Origin of the sequence: Myxococcus hansupus (assembly GCF_000280925.3) — a bacterium.
In the GTDB taxonomy this organism is placed as follows: Bacteria; Myxococcota; Myxococcia; order Myxococcales; family Myxococcaceae; genus Myxococcus; species Myxococcus hansupus.
The window spans coordinates 2507496-2527853 of record NZ_CP012109.1; the positions used below are offsets into that span (position 1 = coordinate 2507496).

Genomic DNA, 20358 nt, shown 5'->3' on the forward strand with positions numbered 1-20358 from the left:
TTGCGCGCCCCTTTTTGCCTGGAAGTAGCGTAAATGCTCGTAAAGGTTGACCAAATCAAAGAGACAGGGCTGAAGCTGGATGAGCCCATCGGTCTCGAGCTGCTCGGTGACGTGCTGGGTGGCGCTGCCTCCGGCGAAGATACCGGTTTTCGGGCCACGGCCCCCTCCACATTGAAGGCGTCGCTGCGCAAGCTCAGCGGTGGCGTGCTGCTGGAGGCTCGGTTCTCCGTGGACGTGACGAGCCCCTGCAAGCGGTGCGTCACCGACGTGTCCACGACGGTGCCCGTGTCCTTCACGCTCAACCTGGTGCCGGAGTCGCTGGCTCGGGGCGACGACTTCAAGGACGACGACGAGAAGTCCATGGAGAAGAAGGAGCGCAGCCAGGGCGAGTCCGGCGGCTCCTTCCAACTGGATGACGTGGATCAGGAAGTCTTCGACGGGAAGAGCATCGACCTGGACCCCATCGTCCGGGAGCAGCTTCTGCTGGCCCTGCCGATGAACGCCGTGTGCCGGGAGGACTGCAAGGGCCTGTGCTCGCAGTGCGGCGCGAACCGCAACGAGGCCACCTGCGCCTGCGACACCAAGCCCGTGGACCCCCGGCTGGCGCCGCTGAAGAACATCAAGCTCAGCAACTGACGTGCTGGGGCAGGGCCACCCCCTGAAAGGGGTGGCCCGGAACGACAAGGGCCGCGTCCTCCGAAGTGGAGGCGCGGCCCGTCGTACTTCAAGGCGCCCGCGAACGGGCGCTGTGTGCTGCTGTGGGTCAGGCCTCGGCCTGAGCAACCACCTCACGGCCCTTGTACTGGCCGCAGGACGTGCAGGCGCGGTGAGGCATCACCGGCTCCTTGCAGTTCGGGCACTTGGTCACCTGCACGGCGCTCCGCAGGTTGTTGTTGGCCGCACGACGGCGGTCACGACGCATCTTGGAAGTACGCTTCTTGGGGACACCCACGGCTCACCTCTTAATTTCGACCCCGACCCGGAGCGTTCGCGCCGGTCCGGACCGGTTGAGTCCAAATGTCTTCGCGCTGTGCCGGGGTCCCCGGCTCCCTGCGCAACACTCTCTGCCTCGATATACCGGACTGGGGCGGTCGCACGAAGGCTCCCGTACTCCATGTCCGGCTTCGGAAGGCGGCGGACCCTAGCGGCTCGCTGCCCCCGAGTCAATGTGACAACGCGCGGATGCCCGTTATCTCCTGGGCACCGTCTATCCCGGACGCTGTCCGGAGACAACGCCCGTCCTTCGGAACGCATTCAGGGCGGGCGTTTTCAAGGGCAGGCAGCCAGCCGTTGCCCCCCTGGAGGGTTCCTGGTGTGCTGCGCGCCGCCCGCCCCCCGGCGGGTAGCAGACGGACATCCGCCCAGGACGCCTGGCGGGCAAGGAGAGGGTGGGGATGAGGCTGGTGCTGGATGCCATGGGCGGCGATCACGCGCCGGCCGCGCCGGTGGAGGGGGCGGTGCTCTTCGCGCGCGCCCACCCCGGCTGCCAGGTGCTCCTGGTGGGGGACGAGGCGAAGGTGGCGCCGCTGCTGGGCAAGGGCCGGCCTCCCTCCAATCTGGAGGTCCACCATGCCTCCGAGGTCGTGGAGATGGACGAGCACGCCTCCACGGCCTTCCGCCGCAAGCGCGACTCCTCCCTCCGGGTCGGCTTCGAGCTGGTGCGCGACGGCCGGGCGGACGCGCTGGTGTCGGCGGGCAACTCCGGGGCCGTCATGGCCGGGGGTCTGCTGACGCTGGGGCGGTTGCCGGGGGTGGAGCGGCCCGCCATCGCCGCGCTCTTCCCCGCCTTGAAAGGTGGGGGCCGCTGCCTGCTGCTGGACGCGGGGGCCAACGTGGACTGCCGCCCCTCGCACCTGGCCCAGTTCGCCGTCATGGGGGAGGCCTACGTGCGCGCCCGCATGGGCGTGGCCCGGCCCCGGGTGGCGGTGCTCTCCAATGGTGAGGAGTCCTCCAAGGGCACGCCGCTCACCCGGGAGGCCAGTGACCTGCTGCGCCGCTCGGACCTGGACTTCGTGGGCTACGTGGAGGGCAAGGACCTCTTCTCCGGCGACGTGCAGGTCGTGGTGACGGACGGCTTCACCGGAAATGTCGTCTTGAAGACGTCCGAGGGCGTGGGCATGGGCGTCATTGGCATGTTGCGTCAGGCGATTGAGCGGCGCGGCGGGCTGGCCGAGAAGGTGGGGGCGATGCTGCTCCAGCCAGCGCTGGCGGGCCTGCGCCGGGTGGTGGACTACGCTGAATATGGAGGGGCGCCGCTCCTCGGTATCCAGGGGGTGGGCATCGTCGCGCATGGACGTTCCACGCCCCGGGCCCTGTTCAACGCGCTGGGGGCCGCGCTGGCCATGGCGGAGGGCGGCGTCCAGGCGGAGTTGACGCGTTGCATCGGGCGGGCAGCGGGCTGGCTGCCGTCCGTGCCCAAGGGAAAAAGGGCGACAGAGGCGGGCGTTTCCGATTAGAGCCAGCGCCCGAAGCGTGCAGGCCGCCTCGCGGTGGGGGCAGGGTTCCCCCGCGAAATGAGTTGGCGCCACCTGCCAGATGCGGCAACAGGGCGTCCATCTGGCGGCCCAGGCCGCTGAAAGTGGGTCCACCGCGCCGGGAGGTCGGGGCGTGGGGACTGACGAAATTCGAGGAGGCAGAGTCCGCATGTCGAAGGTCGCGTTCGTGTTCCCCGGGCAAGGCAGCCAGGCCGTGGGGATGGGCAAGGACCTGTATGAGAAGTTCCCCGAGGCCCGCGCCGTGTTCGACGCGGTGGATGACGCCCTGGGGGAGAAGCTCTCCACCCTCTGCTTCGAGGGTCCGGACGAGGCGCTGAAGCTCACGGCCAACACGCAGCCGGCCATCCTCACCGTGTCGCTGGCGGTGCACGCCGTGTTCGCCAGGCGCGGACCGGCGCCGTCCTTCGTCGCGGGCCACTCGCTGGGCGAGTACTCGGCGCTGGTGGCGGCGGGTGCCATGAGCCTGGCCGATGCGGTCCGGGCGGTGCGCGCGCGCGGCACCTTCATGCAGGAGGCGGTGCCCGCGGGCGTGGGCGCCATGGCCGCGGTGCTGGGCCTGGTTCCGGAGAAGGTCAAGGCGGCCTGCGACGCGGCGGCCGAGGGGCAGGTGGTGTCCCCCGCGAACTACAACTCGCCGGAGCAGACCGTGATTGCCGGCGACGCCGCGGCCGTGGAGCGCGCCGGGGTGAAGTGCAAGGAGGCGGGGGCCAAGCGCGTGATGCCGCTGCCCGTGTCCGCTCCCTTCCACTGCGCGCTGATGGCGCCGGTGCAGCCGCGGCTGGCGGAGGTGCTGGGCCGCATCCAGGTGTCCGCGCCCTCCGTGCCGGTGGTGACCAACGTGGAGGCCCGCCCCAACGCGGACGCCTCGCGCGTGGTGCCGCTGCTGCTGGAGCAGGTGAGCTCGCCGGTCCGCTGGATTGAGTGCGTGGAGGCGCTGAAGGCCGAGGGCGTCACCCGCATCATCGAGCTGGGGCCGGGCAAGGTGTTGGTGGGCTTGGTCAAGCGCATCACCAAGGACATCGAGCTGTTCAACGTCGAGGACTCCGCGAGCCTGGACAAGGCGCTCGCGGCACTGGGGGTGGCACCATGAGCGGCTTCAAGGACAAGGTCGTGCTCGTGACGGGTGGCTCGCGCGGCATCGGCCGGGCGTGCGCGGTGGCCTTCGCCAAGGCGGGGGCCTCCACCGTGGTCATCAGTTATGCGGGCAACGAGGCGGCCGCGCAGGAGACGGTGAAGCTCCTGGAGGCCGAGGGCGCCAAGGCGGAGGCCCTCCGCTTCGACGTGTCCGACAGCGCCGCGTGCGCCAGCGCCGTGGACGGCATCGTGAAGTCGCACGGCCGCCTGGACGTGCTCGTCAACAACGCGGGCATCGCCGTGGACGGCCTGGTGATGCGCGTGAAGGACGAGGACTGGGACAAGCAGCTCGACACCAACCTCAAGGGCGCCTTCTCGCTCATCCGCGCCGTCAGCCGCCCCATGATGAAGCAGCGCGGCGGCGCCATCATCAACATCACCTCCGTGGTGGGGGAGATGGGCAACGGCGGACAGGCGGCCTACTCGGCGTCCAAGGCGGGGCTCATTGGCCTGACGAAGTCAGTGGCGCGCGAGCTTTCCAGCCGGAACATCCGCGTGAATGCCGTGTCCCCCGGATTCATCGGAACGGACATGACTCATCAGCTCAATGACGAGTTGCGCCAGAAGATGCTGGAGGGAATCCCCCTGGGTCGGCTGGGGAATCCGGAGGAGGTCGCCGGTGCCGTCGTGTTCCTGGCGGGGGACGCCGCGTCCTACATCACCGGTGAGGTCCTGAAGGTCAATGGCGGCATGTACATGTAACCCACGGTTGGATTGCTGCCGGGCGTGGGATATACCGCGCCCGTTTTCGCCATGGTCCGGGAAGCCTGCCGGACCCCATCTGGTTCCTGGAGGGTTCTACACTTATGTCGACGTCAACCATTGAGGCCAAGGTCAAGTCCATCATCGCCGACCAGCTCGGTGTCGGAGAGGATGAGATCAAGCCTGAGTCTTCCTTCATCGAGGACCTGGGCGCGGACAGCCTCGACATCGTGGAACTCGTGATGGCGATGGAGGAGGAGTTCGAGGTCGAAATCCCCGACGAAGAGGCGGAGAACATCAAGTCCGTCAACGACGCCATCAACTACATCAACACCCACAAGAAGTAGGCAGCACCACGTGGCGTGCCGGGGTGCGGGGAGGCGCCGCGTGAATCGCGGCGTCCCCGGTGTCCCTACCGCCAGCGGAGAGGACCGTGTCACACCGTCGAGTCGTCGTCACCGGAACCGGGCTTGTTTCGGCTCTGGGAACCGGAACCGAGAAGAACTGGCAGGCGTTGATCGCCGGCAAGTCAGGTATTGCCCAGGTCACGCGCTTTGACGTTGGCAAGATCGACACGCGCATCGCGGGTGAGGTGAAGGACTTCGATCCCGAGAAGTTCATCGAGAAGCGCGAAGTGCGCCGGATGGACCTGTATGCGCAGTTCTCGCTCGCCGCCGCGCAGATGGCGGTGGAGGAGTCGGGGATTCCCGTCGGTCTGGACAAGCCTCACGGCTACATCCCCGAGAAGGTCGGCGTCATCGTCGGCTCGGGCATTGGTGGCATCTCCTCTCTGGAAGAGCAGCACCGCAAGGGGCTGGAGAAGGGGTTCGACCGGCTGTCGCCCTTCTTCATCATCCAGATGATCATCAACATGGCGCCGGGCCTCATCTCCATGCGGTACAACTGCAAGGGGCCGAACTGGGCACCGGTGTCCGCATGCGCCACCAGCGCTCACGCCATTGGCGAGGCCTGGAAGTCCATCCGTCTGGGTGAGACGGACGCGGTCATCGCGGGTGGCGCCGAGGCGGCCATCACCCCGCTGGGGCTGGGTGGCTTCTCCGTGATGAAGGCGCTGTCCACGCGCAATGACGACCCCGCCGGGGCCAGCCGTCCTTTCGACAAGGACCGCGACGGCTTCGTGATGGGCGAGGGCGCGGGCATCCTCGTTCTGGAGGAGATGGAGGCCGCGAAGAAGCGCGGCGCCAACATCCTGGCGGAGGTGGTGGGGTACGGTGCCAACTCGGACGCGTACCACGTCACCCAGCCGGCGCCCGAGGGCGAGGGCGCGGCGCGCTGCATGCGCCTGGCGCTCCAGTCCGCGGGGCTGAACCCGGAGGACGTGGGCTACATCAACGCGCACGGCACCTCGACGCCCTTCAACGACGCGAACGAGACCAAGGCCATCAAGGCGGTGTTCGGTGACCACGCCCGCAAGGTCGCGGTGTCGTCCACCAAGTCCATGACGGGCCACATGCTCGGCGCGGCGGGTGGGTTCGAGGGTGTGGTCAGCGCGCTGGCGCTGTCGCGCGGCATCCTGCCGCCCACCATCAACCAGACGTCGCCGGATCCGGACTGCGACCTGGACTACGTGCCCAACCAGGCGCGCGAGGCCCAGGTGGACGTGGTCATGAGCAACTCGTTCGGCTTCGGCGGCACCAACGCGGTGCTGGTGTTCAAGCGCTTCTAACCGTCCCAGGAGAGTCCCGCGTGAAAGTCATCCTCGCTTCCGACCACGCGGGCCTGGAGCTCCGGCAGGAGCTGGTGGCGGCGCTCGCCGCGCAAGGCGTGGCCCATGAAGACGTGGGCCCGTCCACGCGGGACTCGGTGGACTATCCGGACTTCGCGGCGCGGGTGTCTCGCGCCGTGGCGTCCGGTGAAGCCACCCTGGGCGTGCTGGTGTGTGGCACCGGCATTGGTATGAGCATCGTGGCCAACAAGCACAAGGGCATCCGCGCGGCCCTGTGCACCACCGAGTTCGAGGCCCGCATGGCCCGGGCTCACAACGACGCCAACGTGCTGTGCCTGGGCCAGCGCGTGGTGGGGCCGGCGTGGGCCGCGCCATCCTGGAGGCGTTCCTCAGCACTGCTTTCGAGGGCGGCCGCCATGAGCGGCGCGTCCAGATGATCCGCGAGGCCGAGTCCCAGGGCTGACGGCCGCGCCGCACCCGCTGTTCGAGGGAGTCCGCCATGGAGAACGTCCGTACGCTGGCCGAAGTGGACCCGGAGATTGCCCGCGTCCTTCGCGAGGAGACCCAGCGCCAGGAAGAAGGCCTGGAGCTCATCGCCTCCGAGAACTTCGTCTCTCCGGCGGTGATGGAAGCGGTGGGCTCGGTGCTCACCAACAAGTACGCGGAGGGCTACCCCGGCAAGCGCTACTACGGTGGCTGCGAGGTGGTGGACATCGCGGAGAGCCTGGCGATTTCGCGCGCCAAGGACCTGTTTGGCGCGGACGCCGTCAACGTGCAGGCGCACTCCGGCAGCCAGGCCAACATGGGCGCCTTCATGGCGCTGATGAAGCCGGGCGACACCATGCTGTCGCTGGACCTGAACTCCGGCGGCCACCTCACGCACGGCGCCACGTTCAACTTCTCCGGCAAGCTCTACAAGGTCGTCCACTACGGCCTGACGCGCGACACGGAGACCATCGACTTCGCGCAGGTGGAGTCGCTGGCCAAGGAGCACAAGCCGAAGGTCATCGTCGTGGGCGCCAGCGCGTACCCGCGCACGCTGGACTTCGCGAAGTTCCGTGAGATCGCCGACGCGGTGGGCGCGGCCATGCTGGTGGACATGGCGCACATCGCGGGCCTGGTGGCCGCGGGCGTGCACCCCTCGCCGGTGCCGGTGGCGGACATCGTCACCAGCACCACGCACAAGACGCTGCGCGGCCCTCGCGGCGGCCTGGTGCTCAGCCGCGAGCAGTACGCCAAGTCCATCAACAGCCAGATCTTCCCCGGCATCCAGGGCGGCCCGCTGATGCACGTCATCGCCGGCAAGGCGGTGGCCTTCAAGGAGGCGCTGTCGCCGGAGTTCAAGGCGTACCAGCGGCAGATTGTCGCCAACGCGAAGGCGCTGGCGGAGGCGCTGCTGCGCGCGGGCCTGCGGCTGACGTCGGGCGGCACGGACAACCACCTGATGCTGGTGGACCTGCGGCCCAAGCAGCTCACGGGCAAGGTGGCCGAGGAGGTGCTCGGCAAGGCCGGCATCACCGTGAACAAGAACATGATTCCGTTCGACCCGGAGAAGCCGATGGTGACGTCCGGCGTCCGGGTGGGCACGCCCGCCATCACCACGCGCGGCATGCGCGAGGCGGAGATGGCCGTGGTGGGCCGACTCATCGGCGAGGCACTGGACGCCGCGCAGGACGACGCCGCGCTGACGCGCATCCGGGGGCAGGTGAAGGAGCTCTCACAAGGCTTCCCGCTCTACGCCTCGCGGTTGAAGTAGACTGCGGCGCCGTACCCCCCATGCGCTGCCCCTTCTGCCAGGACGCCGAGAACAAGGTCATCGACTCCCGCGAGTCCCACGAGGGCTCCGTCACCCGCCGGCGCCGTGAGTGCCTGGCGTGCAAGCGCCGCTTCACGACGTATGAGCGGGTGGAGGAGCTCTACCCGCTCATCGTGAAGAAGGACGGGCGGCGCGAGGCCTTCGACCGGGAGAAGATCGTCAACGGGCTGAAGAAGGCGTGTGAGAAGCGGCCCGTCTCCGCGGACCAGCTCGAGGAGACGGTGGTCGCCATCGAGCGGCAGTTGCAGGGCATGGGCGAGAAGGAAGTGCCCTCGTCCGTGATTGGCGAGGAAATCATGCGCCGGCTGCGGCAGTTGGACGAGGTGGCCTATGTCCGCTTCGCGTCCGTCTACCGCAGCTTCCGCGACATCGCGGAGTTCATGGACGAGCTGAAGGCCCTGCGCGAGGCGGAGGCGCGTGAGAAGTGCGAGGCCGCACCCACGGCGCCGGTGGACAAGGGCGGTTAGAGAAGGAACATGCGGCTGCTGACACGGGCAAAGCTGGAAGCGACGAGGGCACCTCGCGCGAAGCGGGCTGCGGACTTCGACCGGGCGGTGGCCGAGTTCTTCATGCGCATCGCGCTGGAGGAGGCCGCCAAGGGCCTGGGCCGCACCAGCCCCAACCCGGTGGTGGGTGCGGTGCTGGTGAAGGGCGGGCGCATCATCGCCCGCGGCTACCACAAGAAGGCGGGCACGGCGCACGCGGAGGTCGTGGCGCTGGAGGCCGCGGGCGCTCGCGCGAAGGGCGCGGACCTCTACACCACGCTGGAGCCGTGCGACCACTACGGGCGCACCCCGCCGTGCAGCATGGCCATCATCGAGGCGGGCGTCCGGCGCGTCATCTGCGCGTCGGCGGACCCCAACCCGAAGGTGAGTGGCAAGGGCGTGGCGCGCATGCGGCGCGCTGGCTTGAAGGTCCTCACCGGCGTGCTCACGGAGGAGGCGGACCGGCTCAACCGGCCCTTCTTCAAGATGATTCGCACCGGCCTGCCCTGGGTGTCGCTCAAGGCGGCGGTGACGCTGGACGGGAAGCTGGCCACGGCCACCGGTGACTCGCGTTGGGTGACGGGCCCGCCGGCGCGCGCGTGGGTCCACCGGCTGCGGGACTCGGTGGACGTCATCCTGGTGGGCGCGAACACCGTCCGGAAGGATGACCCGAAGCTGACCACGCGGCTGCCCGGTGGCGGTGGGAAGGACCCGCTGCGCGTGGTGGTGGACAGCCACCTGCGCCTGTCGCCGGGGTACACCGTCTTCACGCAGCGCAGCGCCGCGCGCACCGTGGTGGCCACGCTGGAGGACCCGGAGGGCCGCAAGGCCCGGCGCTTCCTGGCGCAGGGCGTGGACGTCTGGCAGATGCGCCAGAAGTCGGGTCAGGTGGACCTCAAGGCCCTGCTGCGGCGGCTGGCCAAGGAGGGCCTCAACCACGTCATGGTGGAGGGCGGCGCGGAGATGTACGCCTCCTTCCTGCGGGGGCACCTGGCGGATTCGCTGGCGCTGTTCCTCGCGCCCAAGCTGATTGGCAGCCCGGGCCTGTCCTGGGCGGGCGACCTGGGCGTGAAGGAGATGGCGCAGGCCCTGTCGGTGAAGGACCTGACCTTCGAGCGCCACGGCGACGACATGCTGCTCCAGGCGTTGCTGTAGGACGCCGGGCCGCCGTCGCCATGGGCGGGAGGGGGCCGGTCCGTTATAAGCGGCCCCATGTTTACCGGGCTCATTCAGGACCTTGGCAGGGTGGAGCGTGTCATCCCCGGCGGGATGACCGACCTGTGGATTCACACCGCGCTGGGCGCGTCGGCTTTCGAGCTGGGCGAGTCGATCGCCGTCAACGGCGCCTGCCTCACGGTGGTGGAGCGCACGGGCGACAGCTTCCGCGTGCAGGCCGCCCCGGAGACGCTGCGGCGGACGACGCTGGGCTCGGTGCAGCCTGGCGACCCGGTGAACCTGGAGCGGGCCCTGGCGCTGGGGGACCGGCTGGGCGGGCACCTGGTCTCCGGCCACGTGGACGCCGTCAGTGAGGTGCTGGAGACCTACCCGGAAGGGGGCTCCTGGGTGATGGGCTTCCGGCTGCCGGAGGCGCTGGCGCCCTACTTCATCGAGAAGGGCTCGGTGGCCATCGACGGCATCAGCCTCACCGTCAACACGCTGGAGGCGGACCGCTTCCGGGTGCAGCTCATCCCGGAGACGCAGGAGCGCACCACCCTGAAGGCACGGGGCGTGGGGGCGAAGGTGAACCTGGAGGCGGACCAGATTGGCAAGTACGTGGCCCGGCTCTTCGCGCTCCAGCGGGGGCAGGGGGCTCCCGGGGGCGGCGGGCTGACGGCGGCGGCCATCGCGGCCGCGGGGTTTGGCACGCCGTAGCAGGCGACGCCGGGCCCCGGGGTGGTGTAGGAAGCGCGGCATGCCTCGCTACTTCGACGGTGACTTTCTACCCCCCAAGGGCCGCTTCGCCATCTGCGTGGCCCGCTTCAACGGCTTCATCACCGAGGAGCTGGCCAAAGGCGCGGTGGACACGCTGGTTCGCCACGGCGTCGCCGACGCGGACATCGACGTGTACCGCTGCCCCGGAACGTATGAGCTGCCCGGCCTGGTCCGGCGCGTGACGGAGACCCGGCAGTACGCGGGGGTCATCACCCTGGGCGCCGTCATCCGGGGCGGCACGCCGCACTTCGACTACGTGGCCGGTGAGTGCGCCAAGGGCATTGGCGCGGTGGCCTTCGAGGCCGCGGCGGCCAGTCCCGCGACGACCGTCACCTTCGGCGTGTTGACCACGGACACGGTGGAGCAGGCCATTGACCGGGCGGGCGTGAAGGCGGGGAACAAGGGAGCGGAGGCCACGCTGGCCTGCATCGAGATGGTCAATCTGTACGCGAAGATGTCGGCGGCCGAAGGAAGGAAGGCGTAGGCCATGGGCGCGCGGAGAACGGGACGTGAGCGTGCGCTGCAGGCGCTCTACCAGTTGGAGATGTCCAACGCGACGACGGCCGAGGCGCTGGAGTCGGCCTGGTCGGCGGCGGACGAAGGCCCCAAGCGGGATCCGGACGCGGTGAAGTTCGCCCGGGAGCTGGCGGAGGGCGTGAGCTCGCACCGGGACGAAATCGACCAGCTCATCGAGCGGCACAGCCACAACTGGCGCCTGGACCGCATGTCGCGCATCGACCGCAACGTGCTGCGCCTGGGCATCTTCGAGCTCAAGTACCGGCCGGACATCCCTCGCAAGGTGACCATCAACGAGGCGGTGGAGCTGGGGAAGAACTTCGGGACGGAGGAGTCGAGCGCCTTCGTCAACGGCCTGCTGGACCGCGTTGCTTCGGCCCTGAACAAGTCGTGAGCCGCTGATACCCGCCGGGAGGACGCGCCGTGAGCCAGACGACGACGCACGACATCGGATTGGAAGGGCTGGACACGCTCGGCGGGGTGGACGCGCTCTGCCTCTTCATCGCCGAGGATGACCGGCCCCTGCCGTCCTCGGCGGGGTTCGTCGACTGGCGGCTGTGCGGCACGCTCTCGCGGGTGCTCAAGGCGGGCTTCTTCACCGGCGCGAAGGACGACTGGCTCCTCCTCCCCTCGGACGGGAAGCTGGAGGTGCCTCGCGTCTTCGTGGTGGGCCTGGGCGCCCGTCAGAAGCTGGACGCCAGCGCGCTGAACGAGGCCCTGGCCGGCGCCGGCCGCGTGCTGAGCAAGGCCAAGGTGGACTCGGTGGCGCTGGAGGTCCCCAGCGGCGGGCAGTTGGAGGACGCCGCGCGGGCGGACGCTTTCCAGAAGGGCTTCCTGCCTGCGTTCAAGGGCGCACGGGTGGCGGTCCTGGCGGACAAGGGACTCGTCAAGTCGCTGCCTGCCCGAAAGGGCTGACGCTCGGCGGGCTGGCGGGCCTTCTGCTAGCATGCCTCGCCCGGGGCGAGCGCACATGCGTGTCAAGGTGTTGATTGTCGAGGACTCGAAAGCATCGCGCGAGTACATCGCGGCGATGGTCGAGGCCGTGGAGGGTGTCGAGGTGGTGGTGACTTCGAGCGGCTTCGAAGCGCTGAAGCTGCTGCCACGTCACCGCTTCGAGCTCATCATCACCGACATCAACATGCCCGACATCAACGGGTTGGAGCTCATCAACTTCGTCAAAAAGAACCCCAACTACCGCGACGTGCCGCTCTTCGTCATCACCACCGAGGGACGCGAGCAGGACCGCGACCGTGGCCTCGCGCTGGGCGCCGCGGAGTACCTGGTGAAGCCCTTCGTCCCTGGGAGTCTGGAAGCGCTGCTGCGGCGCTACCTGAAGCTGCCGTGAATCCTGGAAGCAAGGCACTGGCCGAGTTCGTGGCGGAGGCGACCGAGATTCTCGACGCCCTCGCCAGGGACCTGCTCGTGTTGGACGAGCGCCGCGGCCAGGAGGCCGACCCGGACCTGGTCAACGGCATCTTCCGCGCGGCGCACTCGCTCAAGGGCCTGTCGGGCCTGTTCGGCCAGGAGCGCATCTCCCGGCTGGCGCATGGCACGGAGGACCTGCTCGACCGTCTCCGGCTGGGGAAGCTGTTGCTGGACGGCGCGGTGTTGGACGCGCTGATCGAAGCCCTGGACGCGTTTCAGGCGCTGCTGGGCGAGGCGGCGCGAGGCACCGAGACGGAGGGGCTCTCCGGCCGCGTGGACGTGATGGCCGCGCGGCTGGCGTCGCTGGGCGCTCCGACGGAGGTGTCCGAGGACGACCCTCTGGACCGGCTGGAGTTGGAGGCGCAGGTTCGCTCCGTCTTCACCGAGTACGAGGAGCACCGGCTCCGGGAGAACGTGCGGCGCGGTGTGGCGCTGTGGCGTGTGCGCGCCGCGTTCGATTTGTCGGACTTCGACAAGGGGTTGGCGGAGCTCAATGCCCGCCTCAAGCCGCTGGGCGAGGTCATCAGCACGCTGCCGTCGGCTCAGCCCGGTGGGGCGCACGGCATCGCGTTCGACCTGATTTTTGGTGGGCAGGTGGACAGCGCGGCGCTGGCGGCGGGGTTGGAGGGCACTCCCGCGGAGCTGGCTCCGTTGGTGGTGCGTCCGGCCGTGGACGCCGTGACGCCCGCCCTGGTCCGTGCCGCGCAGCCCGCCGTGACGGTTCGGCAGGGCGCTTTGAAATCTCCCGGCGCCGGTTCGGAGAAGGCATCTCCCTCCGAGAAAGGCAGAGCAGCGCGGTCATCCGCGCCAGCGCCCGGGTCGACGGAGCATTCCGGTGCGGTGGCGCAGGGGCGTGTGGCGTCTTCCGACGCGGCGTCGTTCGCGCATTCGACGCCCACGGGCGAGACGGCTGCGGTGTCTCCCGGCGCTGCGAAGCCGGGTCGTTCGGGCCGGACAGGGACGGGCGCCGGTTCGGCGCTGGGTGCTCCGGAGTCCGGGAGCGACGCACGGGGCGAGGGCAACGCGACGGGGGCGCCAGACACGGCGTCCACTGCGACGACGAAGCGCAACGGTGGCCGGAAGCGGGCGTCCCGCGCGGCCTCCGCGACGCATCCCGAAGAGCAACAGCCCTTGTTGCCACACCTGTCCGAGGACGCGGCGCAGGGGGGCGCTTCCGAAGGCGTGGCCCACCTGGACCCATCGGACTCCGGCGCGCCAGCGTCGCCCGAGGTCTTCGTTTCGCACGAGCCCGTTGCCGCCCCAGAAGTGACGCCCGCGCCGCTCGTGGCCTATCTCCAGGGCGCGGCGAAGGCGGCGCCCAAGGGGCTCTCGGTCGCCCCAGCTCCGTCGGCCCCGGGAGCGGGTTCCGCACCTGCTTCCACCGGGAGTGGCCCCGCTGCACAGACGGCGGACACATCGCTCCGCTCCCTCACGCAGACCGTCCGCGTGGACATCGGCCGGCTGGATGGCCTCATCAACATGGTGGGCGAGCTGTTGCTCATCAAGGCCAACCTCCAGCGGCTCGCGGAGTCGGCGAGGCAGGACGGCGCGGTGGCGCTGTCCAAGCTGTTCGGTCAGGAACTGGCGCGCGAGACTCGCGGCCTGGAGCGCAAGCTGGAAGCCCTTCAGGAAGGGCTCCTGGAAGCGCGGATGGTCCCCGTCGGCCAGGTGTTCGACAAGCTGGCCCGGCTGGTGCGCCGCATCACCCGCGAGGCGGGGAAGGAAATCGAGTTCGTCATCAGCGGTGGCGAGGTGGAGCTGGACAAGCTCATCGTCGAGGAACTCAGCGACCCGCTGATGCACCTCATCCGGAACGCCATCGACCACGGCGTCGAGTCGCCCGACGCGCGGCTGGCCGCGGGCAAGTCCCGCCGCGCCGTGGTGTCGCTGCGCGCCGAGCAGAAGGGCAACCACGTCGTCATCGAAGTGAGTGACGACGGCGCGGGCATCGACGAGGTGCGCGTGCGCGAGGTGGCCATCACCCGCGGCCTCATCACCTTCGCGCAGGCCCAGGAGATGTCGCGGCGCGAACTGCTCAACCTCATTTTCCAGCCCGGCTTCTCCACCGCGCGCAGCGTCTCCGAGCTGTCCGGCCGGGGCGTGGGCCTGGACGTGGTGAAGAACAACCTGGGCAACCTGTCCGGCATCATCGACGTGTGGAGCGAGCGGGGGAAGGGGACGTCCTTCCACCTCACGTTGCCCGTGACGCTGGCCATCATCCGCGCGTTGCTGGTGGGCGTCAGTGGCCGCACGTACGCGGTGCCGCTCAACAGCGTGCTGGAAATCATCTCCGTCCAGCCTCGGGACATCCGCACCGTGGAGCGCCGAGAGGTGCTGGACGTGCGCGGCCAGACGCTGCCCTTCGTGCGGCTGGCGCGCATGTTCGCCCTGCCGGACCGCCCGGTCAGCCGCTACTTCGTGGTGGTGGTGGGGCTGGCCCAGGAGCGTCTGGGCATCGCGGTGGATGAGCTGCATGGCCAGCAGGACATCGTCACCAAGCCCTTGGGGGGACGGCTTCAGTCCATCCGGGGAATCTCGGGAGCCACGGACCTGGGCAACCGGCGCACGGTGTTGGTGCTGGACGTGGCGGCGCTCCTGGAAGAGGGGATGTCCCCGGAGCGGCGTCGCGCCTGACCCTCGCTGCGGACGGGCGCGCCGGCTGCTATCCTCCGTCCTCGTGTCCCGGTTCTCGGAGCTGCTCGACGACTTCTTCTACCGTCCGGACGAGGACGTCACCGGGCTTCACGACTTCGCGGCGGGCAGCGACGGCGTACGGACGGTCGTCCCCGAGGAGGTCCCCGAGGAGTACCTGGCGTTCCGGTTGGAGTCGGAGTGCTACGCGGTGCCCATCCGGGGCGTGCGTGAAATCTCCAAGGTTCCTCCGTTGACGGAGATTCCCCGGGCCGAGCCCCAATTGCTGGGCGTGATGAACCTGCGCGGCGAGCTGCTGCCCGTGTATGACATCAAGGTTCGCCTGCGCCTGGCGGAGCGGCCTCCCTTGGTGGCGGGCCCCGACGCGCCGGCGCCGCCTCGGAGCGCGCGCATCCTGGTGCTGCGAACGGAGGCGGGCCCCGCGGGCGTTTGGGTGGACGGGGTCGTGGGCGTGGTGAAGCTCAGGCCCTCCATGGTGGAGGCTCCGCCACCGGGAATGCGGACCGGTGACAAGGATTGCGTGGTGGGCATGGGCCGGCGTGGCCCCACGCTCTACATCCTCCTGGACGCGGAACAGGCGCTCGCACCATGAAGGACCCCGTCAATCTGCTCCCAAGCCGTCCCCACGCCGTCGCCGACGAAGCGGCGTCGGCGGCGGATGTCGTGGTGCAGCTCTGTGCCTTCTACATTGGCGCGGCGGAGTACGTGCTGGACATCATGCGGGTGGAGGAAATCCTCCCGCTCCAGCGCGTCACGCCCATTCCCCATGCCCCGGCCTTCGTGGAAGGCGTGCTCCACTTGCGAGGCGTCATCCTCCCGGTGGTGGACCTGCGTTGCAGGCTCCTGGGCGCACCGGGGCCGGAGACGCCGAAGACACGGCTGCTGGTGTGTAAGCTGGGCGCGCGGCGCGTGGCGGTGAAGGTGGACCGCGTGGCGGAGGTGCTGCGGGTGCGCAAGGGCGACATCAAGCCCGCGCCCGCCCTGGTGGTGGCGGGGCACTCGCCGTTTGTCGTGGGGGTGTGCGGTCCACCGGACAGGCTCCGGTTGTTATTGGACCTCAAGGCCCTGCTGCGCGTGGAGCTGGAGCGCGAGTCTTTGAAAGCACCGGAGTCGATACGCAAGGGGGACTGAGGTGGGCGCACAACACCTGGAGCAGCACCGTCGAATCCTCGGCATCCTCTTCATCGTCATCAACGCGGTGACGTTGCTGCTCTCCGCGGGCATCCTGGTGTTCTTCGGGGCAGTGGGCGGTCTGGTTCCCGACGTCGAACCCGAGGGGCGGGCCGCGCTGCTCATCATCGGACTGGTGGCGGGAGGGTGTCTGGCTTTGTTGGGCCTGCCGGGCGTCATCACGGGCCTTGGCCTGGTGAGGCGCAAGTCCTGGTCACGAACGGTGGCGCTCGTGCTGGGAGTCCTCGCGCTGCCCAACGTCCCGTTGGGTACGGCCCTGGGCGCGTATGCCCTCTGGTTCTATCTCCAACCCGGCTCCGACCAGGTCTTCGACCGATGAGTCCCTCCTCCGAAGTCCCCGTCGCGGAAGAGGTGCGCTACCTGGCGCTCCAGGCGTTGGACCCCTGCGCCGCGGGCGTGCTGGAGATTCTCGTGGTCGGCCTGCATGACGAGAGCTGGCGCGTGCGTCACGTCGCGGCGGAGGCCCTCAAGCGGATGCCCGCGTCGACCGAACTCGCCGCGAGGCTCATCGCCGTCCTGGGCGAGCGGGGGGAGACGGGGGCCCGCAACGCGGCGGCGGAGGCGCTCGCCGGACTCGGGGGCATCGCGTTGGCACCGCTGGTGGACCTGCTGTCCCACCCGGACCCCGACCAACGCAAGTTCGCGGCGGACATCCTGGGACAGATAGGGCATCGCGGGGCGGAGGCGCCTCTCGTGCAGGCGCTGGCGGACCGGGACCTCAATGTCCGGGTTTCCGCGGCGGAGGCCCTGGGCCGTGTCGGGGGGGAGCAGGCGATGGGGGCGCTGGAGGCTCTGTTGGCGGAGCCCGAGCCGTTGCTCCGCCTGTCCGCGCTGGAGGGCCTCACGCTGCTCGAGCGCGCGGTGCCGCTGCGCGTGGTGACGGCGCTGCTGGAGGACGTCCCCCTTCAGCGCAGCGCGTACAGGATGTTGGGGCTCATCCCCGACGCCGAGGCCACGCAGCGCATCTGCCAGGGGCTGGGGTCGGGGCTGCGCTCGGTGCGTGAGGCCGCGCTGTCCGCGCTGGGCACCCAGGCGTTGCGCGCGGAGGGCGAGCGGCGGGCCGAATTCGAAGCGGTGGTGCGCGAGTCGCTGCATGCGTCGCCCGGCCTGCTGTCCAGGTTGGAGGAGGCCCTGGCCGCCGAGGACGTCATGGTGCGCGAGTCGCTGCATGCGTCGCCCGGCCTGCTGTCCAGGTTGGAGGAGGCCCTGGCCGCTGAGGACGTCATGGTGCGCGCGGGCGCGCTGGTGGTGGTGGCGTCGCTGGGCGATGCGTCACTGGCCATCCCCGTGGCGGAGTGCGCGCGCGAGCCTCGGCTCCTGCGCGAGGTGTTGCACACGCTGGACACGTTGGGCCCGGCGGCGGGGCACGCGTTGCTGGTGCGCATGCCGGACCTGTCCCTGCCTGCCCGGGCCGCGGTGGCCGAGGCGCTGGTGCACTTGGTGGACGCGTCGGCGGTGGCGGCCCTGTGCTCCTTGCTGGAGTGGATGGAGGGAGACCTCCGCGCCGTGGTCGTGCGCGCCCTGGGGCGCACGGGTTCGGCGGACGCGGTGCCGCCGCTGGTTGAGTTGTTGGAGGAACCTTCGCTGGCGGGGGCTGCGACGCGTTCGTTGATGGGGCTCGCGGAGTCCCATCAGATGGACGTCGTGGTGGCGTTGCAGGACGCGGTGGTGCGGAAGCGTTCGCCCGCGGCGGTGGCGGCCATGGCGCGAATCGGGAGTGCGTGGGCCGTGCCGCTGCTGAAGCGGCTGTCGCGCGACACGGAGCCCGAGTGGCGCGCGGCGGCGGTGATGGCGGCCTGCGAGCTGGAAGGCGACGCGGGCCGGGAGTGGGTCTACGCGGCGCTCGCGGATGAGTCCGCCCAGGTTCGCATCGCGGGGGCCCGTGCCCTGGCGCGGCTGGGCGGCGCGGAGGCGGGGGCCCTGCTGTCGCCCGCGCTGCGAGACGAGGACCTCTCCGTCCGGGTGGCCGCGGTCCAGGCAGTGGGAGACTGTGGGGCCTTGGACCGCGTGCCGGACCTGGTGGCGCTGACGCGGCACACCGATGGAGCGCTGGCCGTGACCGCGGTGCGGGCCCTGGCGCGGCTGGGGGCGGCGGAGCCCGATGTCCTGCGCGCGGCGGCCAATCATGCCGACGTGGAGGTCGTGAAGGCGGCGCTGGCCGTGGGCGCGGAGACGGCGGCCGGCGTGGCGATGGCGCTCGCGTTGCTGCACCACCCACGCTGGGACGTGCGCACCGCCGCCGCGCGAGTCCTGGGCGATTCAGCGGGTCCGGAATCCCTGCCCGCCGCGCGTGAGGCCCTGGACGCGGAGTCGGACGCCCTGGCGCTGCAAGCCCTCTCGGAGGCCGTGGAGCGCCTGGTCCGGCGCTGAGGGGCTCTCATGGCACGCTTCGACGACGGGCGCCCGGAGATGTCGGTGGAGGAGTTTCGGCTCCTCCGGGACCACGTGTATTCGCACTGCGGCATCCTCATGCATGAGGACATGAAGTTCGTGATGGAGCGCCGGCTGTGGCCCCGGCTGGAGCTGCTCGGCCTGCCGGACTACGGCGCCTATCACCGGTACCTGCGCTACGACGCCAACCGCTCGGCCGAACTGGAGGCGGCGGTCGAGTCCCTCACCACGCACGAGACGTACTTCTTCCGCGAGCCCATGCAGCTCCAGTCCTTCACGGACGAGCTGCTCCCCGCGCTGCAGAAGCGCAATGCCCGGCTGAAGCGGCTCCGCGTGTGGTCGGCGGGCTGCTCTTCCGGAGAAGAGGCCTACACGCTGGCCATGATTCTCAAGGACAGCGGCCGTTTCTCGGACTGGGACGTGGAGGTCCACGGCACGGACATCTCCCGGCGCGTGCTCGCCCTGGCGCGGCGGGCGGAGTACGGGCCGTCCGCGCTGCGGGCCACGTCACGTGAGCTGCAAGAGCGTCACTTCGCCCAACTGGCGCCCAACCGGTTCGGCGTGAGGGACGACGTGAGGGCCTGGGTGTCCTTTGGCCATCTCAACCTGCTGGATGAGGCGGGCAGCCAGTTGGTGCCGCGCATGGACGTGGTGTTCTGCCGCAACGTGCTCATCTATTTCGACCTGGCCGCGCGTCAGAAGTTCCTGCGCATCGTCCGGGACAGGCTGGTGCCGGGGGGGTACCTCCTGCTGGGACACTCCGAGAACCTGCTGAGCCTGGGCGCGGACTTCGAGTTCGTTCACCTGCGGGGGACCTGGTGTACCGGAGGCCCGAGCTGGACGACGGAGCCCTCAGGTGAGCACCCAGGATGTCATCACCGTATTGGTCATCGATGATTCGGCGCACAACCGGCGCACCCTCGCCACGATGCTGGAGTCGGAGCAGGACGTGCGAGTGGTGGACCGCGCGGCGGACGGTGAGGAGGGGCTGAAGAAGGTCGTCGAGCTGAAGCCCGACGTGGTGACGCTGGACCTGGAGATGCCGAAGCTGGGGGGCTACACGTTCCTCCGCTTGCTGATGCGCACGGCGCCCACGCCCGTCATCGTCATCTCCAGCTATTCGCACCGCTCGGACGTCTTCAAGGCGCTGGACCTGGGGGCTTTCGACTTCATCGCGAAGCCGCAGCACGCCACGTTCGACGCGATGGAGGCGCTCCGGCGCGAGCTGTTGGAGAAGGTGCGGGCGGCGCGGCACATGCGGCCCGGCCACCGGCACGCGGCGCCGGGCGCCCGGGCGATGGCGGTCGCGGGTGAGCCGCCGTTGGTGATCGCCGTGGGGGCGTCCACGGGAGGGCCCCCGGCGGTGCAGCGCGTGCTGGAGGGCCTGGCGGCGGAGCCCACCCCGTGCGTGTTGGTGTGTCAGCACATGCCGCCATTGTTCACCCGGGCCTTCGCGGACCGGTTGGACCGCATCGGGCCCTTCTCGGTGTCGGAGGCCCGCGACGGGGACCTGGTGCAGCCCGGGCACGTGTACATCGCCCCAGGAGGCCGGCACCTCGTGGTGTCGGAGCGGGGCTCGAAGCTGGAGCTGCACACGCCGCCGCCCACGCCCGCGGACAAGTACGCGCCCAGCGTGGACCGGCTCTTCTCCAGCGTGGCGGAGGTGTTGGGGCCCAAGTCCCTGGGCGTGGTGCTGACGGGGATGGGGGCGGATGGCGCGGAGGGCACGCGTCACATCCACCGCGCGGGAGGCGAGGTCTGGGCGCAGTCCGAGGAGACCTCGGTGGTGTTCGGCATGCCCGGTGAGGCCATCGCGACCGGGGCGGTGAAGCGGGTGATTCCACTGGGAGACATCGGGGCGGCGCTCGCGGCCCAGGCGCGGCGGCGGCGCTGAATCTCCTGCTTCGGCCCACGGGTGCTAACGTCCGCGCC

21 protein-coding genes and 2 pseudogenes are annotated in these 20358 nt (G+C 69.9%); 22 read left to right on the forward strand and 1 reads right to left on the reverse strand.

The window, feature by feature from the left end; all coding sequences use genetic code 11:
• Nucleotides 1-33: 33 nt before the first annotated feature.
• On the forward strand, nt 34-636 hold the full coding sequence (locus A176_RS10215; protein WP_002639893.1) for a YceD family protein: 603 nt from the start codon (nt 34-36) through the stop codon (nt 634-636).
• Between the two features lie 127 nt (nt 637-763).
• Here the strand turns inward: A176_RS10215 and rpmF are convergent, their stop codons facing one another.
• On the reverse strand, nt 764-952 hold the full coding sequence (gene rpmF / locus A176_RS10220) for a 50S ribosomal protein L32 (RefSeq protein WP_011554760.1): 189 nt from the start codon (nt 950-952) through the stop codon (nt 764-766).
• A 442-nt stretch (nt 953-1394) separates the two neighbouring features.
• On the opposite strand from rpmF, the gene plsX reads away from it, so the two are divergent.
• From plsX to A176_RS10325, 21 genes and pseudogenes are all read left to right on the forward strand, one after another.
• Entirely contained in the window at nt 1395-2456 is a 1062-nt protein-coding gene (gene plsX, locus A176_RS10225) for a phosphate acyltransferase PlsX (protein WP_002639896.1), read from the forward strand.
• A 187-nt stretch (nt 2457-2643) separates the two neighbouring features.
• Nucleotides 2644-3585 carry an ACP S-malonyltransferase gene (fabD, locus tag A176_RS10230; protein WP_002639897.1) on the forward strand — a complete coding sequence of 314 codons (942 nt, stop codon included), beginning with the start codon at nt 2644-2646 and terminating at the stop codon, nt 3583-3585.
• Nucleotides 3582-4331, forward strand: coding sequence for a 3-oxoacyl-[acyl-carrier-protein] reductase (gene fabG / locus A176_RS10235; RefSeq protein WP_002639898.1), 750 nt, complete (start codon nt 3582-3584; stop codon nt 4329-4331). The genes fabD and fabG overlap by 4 nt, the downstream gene beginning before the upstream one ends.
• 104 nt (nt 4332-4435) lie before the next feature.
• Nucleotides 4436-4678 carry an acyl carrier protein gene (gene acpP, locus A176_RS10240; RefSeq protein ID WP_002639899.1) on the forward strand — a complete coding sequence of 81 codons (243 nt, stop codon included), beginning with the start codon at nt 4436-4438 and terminating at the stop codon, nt 4676-4678.
• Between the two features lie 86 nt (nt 4679-4764).
• Nucleotides 4765-6018, forward strand: coding sequence for a beta-ketoacyl-ACP synthase II (gene fabF, locus A176_RS10245; RefSeq protein WP_002639900.1), 1254 nt, complete (start codon nt 4765-4767; stop codon nt 6016-6018).
• A gap of 20 nt (nt 6019-6038) precedes the next feature.
• Nucleotides 6039-6481: pseudogene (rpiB, locus tag A176_RS10250) on the forward strand (ribose 5-phosphate isomerase B).
• A 36-nt stretch (nt 6482-6517) separates the two neighbouring features.
• Complete coding sequence (glyA, locus tag A176_RS10255) at nt 6518-7774, forward strand: serine hydroxymethyltransferase (protein ID WP_002639902.1); 1257 nt, start codon at nt 6518-6520, stop codon at nt 7772-7774.
• A 20-nt stretch (nt 7775-7794) separates the two neighbouring features.
• Complete coding sequence (nrdR, locus tag A176_RS10260) at nt 7795-8301, forward strand: transcriptional regulator NrdR (protein WP_002639903.1); 507 nt, start codon at nt 7795-7797, stop codon at nt 8299-8301.
• Nucleotides 8302-8310: 9 nt separating this feature from the next.
• A complete protein-coding gene (gene ribD / locus A176_RS10265) occupies nt 8311-9474 on the forward strand; it encodes a bifunctional diaminohydroxyphosphoribosylaminopyrimidine deaminase/5-amino-6-(5-phosphoribosylamino)uracil reductase RibD (protein WP_002639904.1) in 1164 nt (387 codons plus the stop codon).
• Nucleotides 9475-9531: 57 nt separating this feature from the next.
• On the forward strand, nt 9532-10191 hold the full coding sequence (locus A176_RS10270; protein ID WP_044890871.1) for a riboflavin synthase: 660 nt from the start codon (nt 9532-9534) through the stop codon (nt 10189-10191).
• Nucleotides 10192-10231: 40 nt separating this feature from the next.
• Entirely contained in the window at nt 10232-10735 is a 504-nt protein-coding gene (gene ribH, locus A176_RS10275; protein ID WP_002639906.1) for a 6,7-dimethyl-8-ribityllumazine synthase, read from the forward strand.
• 3 nt (nt 10736-10738) lie between these two features.
• Nucleotides 10739-11161, forward strand: a complete 423-nt coding sequence (gene nusB / locus A176_RS10280) for a transcription antitermination factor NusB (protein WP_002639907.1) — start codon at nt 10739-10741, stop codon at nt 11159-11161.
• Nucleotides 11162-11190: 29 nt separating this feature from the next.
• Nucleotides 11191-11682, forward strand: coding sequence for a M17 family peptidase N-terminal domain-containing protein (locus A176_RS10285; protein ID WP_002639908.1), 492 nt, complete (start codon nt 11191-11193; stop codon nt 11680-11682).
• A 55-nt stretch (nt 11683-11737) separates the two neighbouring features.
• Nucleotides 11738-12112, forward strand: coding sequence for a response regulator (locus tag A176_RS10290; protein WP_044890870.1), 375 nt, complete (start codon nt 11738-11740; stop codon nt 12110-12112).
• The gene (locus tag A176_RS10295) at nt 12109-14826 is read left to right on the forward strand and encodes a chemotaxis protein CheA (RefSeq protein WP_002639910.1); all 2718 of its coding nucleotides are present in this window, start codon (nt 12109-12111) and stop codon (nt 14824-14826) included. Before A176_RS10290 ends, A176_RS10295 begins: the two co-directional genes overlap by 4 nt.
• A 43-nt stretch (nt 14827-14869) precedes the next feature.
• The gene (locus A176_RS10300; protein WP_002639911.1) at nt 14870-15436 is read left to right on the forward strand and encodes a chemotaxis protein CheW; all 567 of its coding nucleotides are present in this window, start codon (nt 14870-14872) and stop codon (nt 15434-15436) included.
• Nucleotides 15433-15975 (forward strand): chemotaxis protein CheW, encoded by a 543-nt coding sequence (locus A176_RS10305; RefSeq protein WP_021781552.1) that lies wholly within the window; start codon nt 15433-15435, stop codon nt 15973-15975. Before A176_RS10300 ends, A176_RS10305 begins: the two co-directional genes overlap by 4 nt.
• Before the next feature lies 1 nt (nt 15976).
• Entirely contained in the window at nt 15977-16354 is a 378-nt protein-coding gene (locus tag A176_RS10310; RefSeq protein WP_002639912.1) for a hypothetical protein, read from the forward strand.
• Nucleotides 16351-18405, forward strand: a complete 2055-nt coding sequence (locus tag A176_RS10315; RefSeq protein WP_002639913.1) for a HEAT repeat domain-containing protein — start codon at nt 16351-16353, stop codon at nt 18403-18405. Before A176_RS10310 ends, A176_RS10315 begins: the two co-directional genes overlap by 4 nt.
• A 9-nt stretch (nt 18406-18414) precedes the next feature.
• Nucleotides 18415-19286, forward strand: a pseudogene (locus A176_RS10320) (CheR family methyltransferase).
• A complete protein-coding gene (locus A176_RS10325; protein ID WP_002639915.1) occupies nt 19283-20320 on the forward strand; it encodes a protein-glutamate methylesterase/protein-glutamine glutaminase in 1038 nt (345 codons plus the stop codon). Before A176_RS10320 ends, A176_RS10325 begins: the two are co-directional and overlap by 4 nt.
• Nucleotides 20321-20358 lie beyond the last annotated feature (38 nt).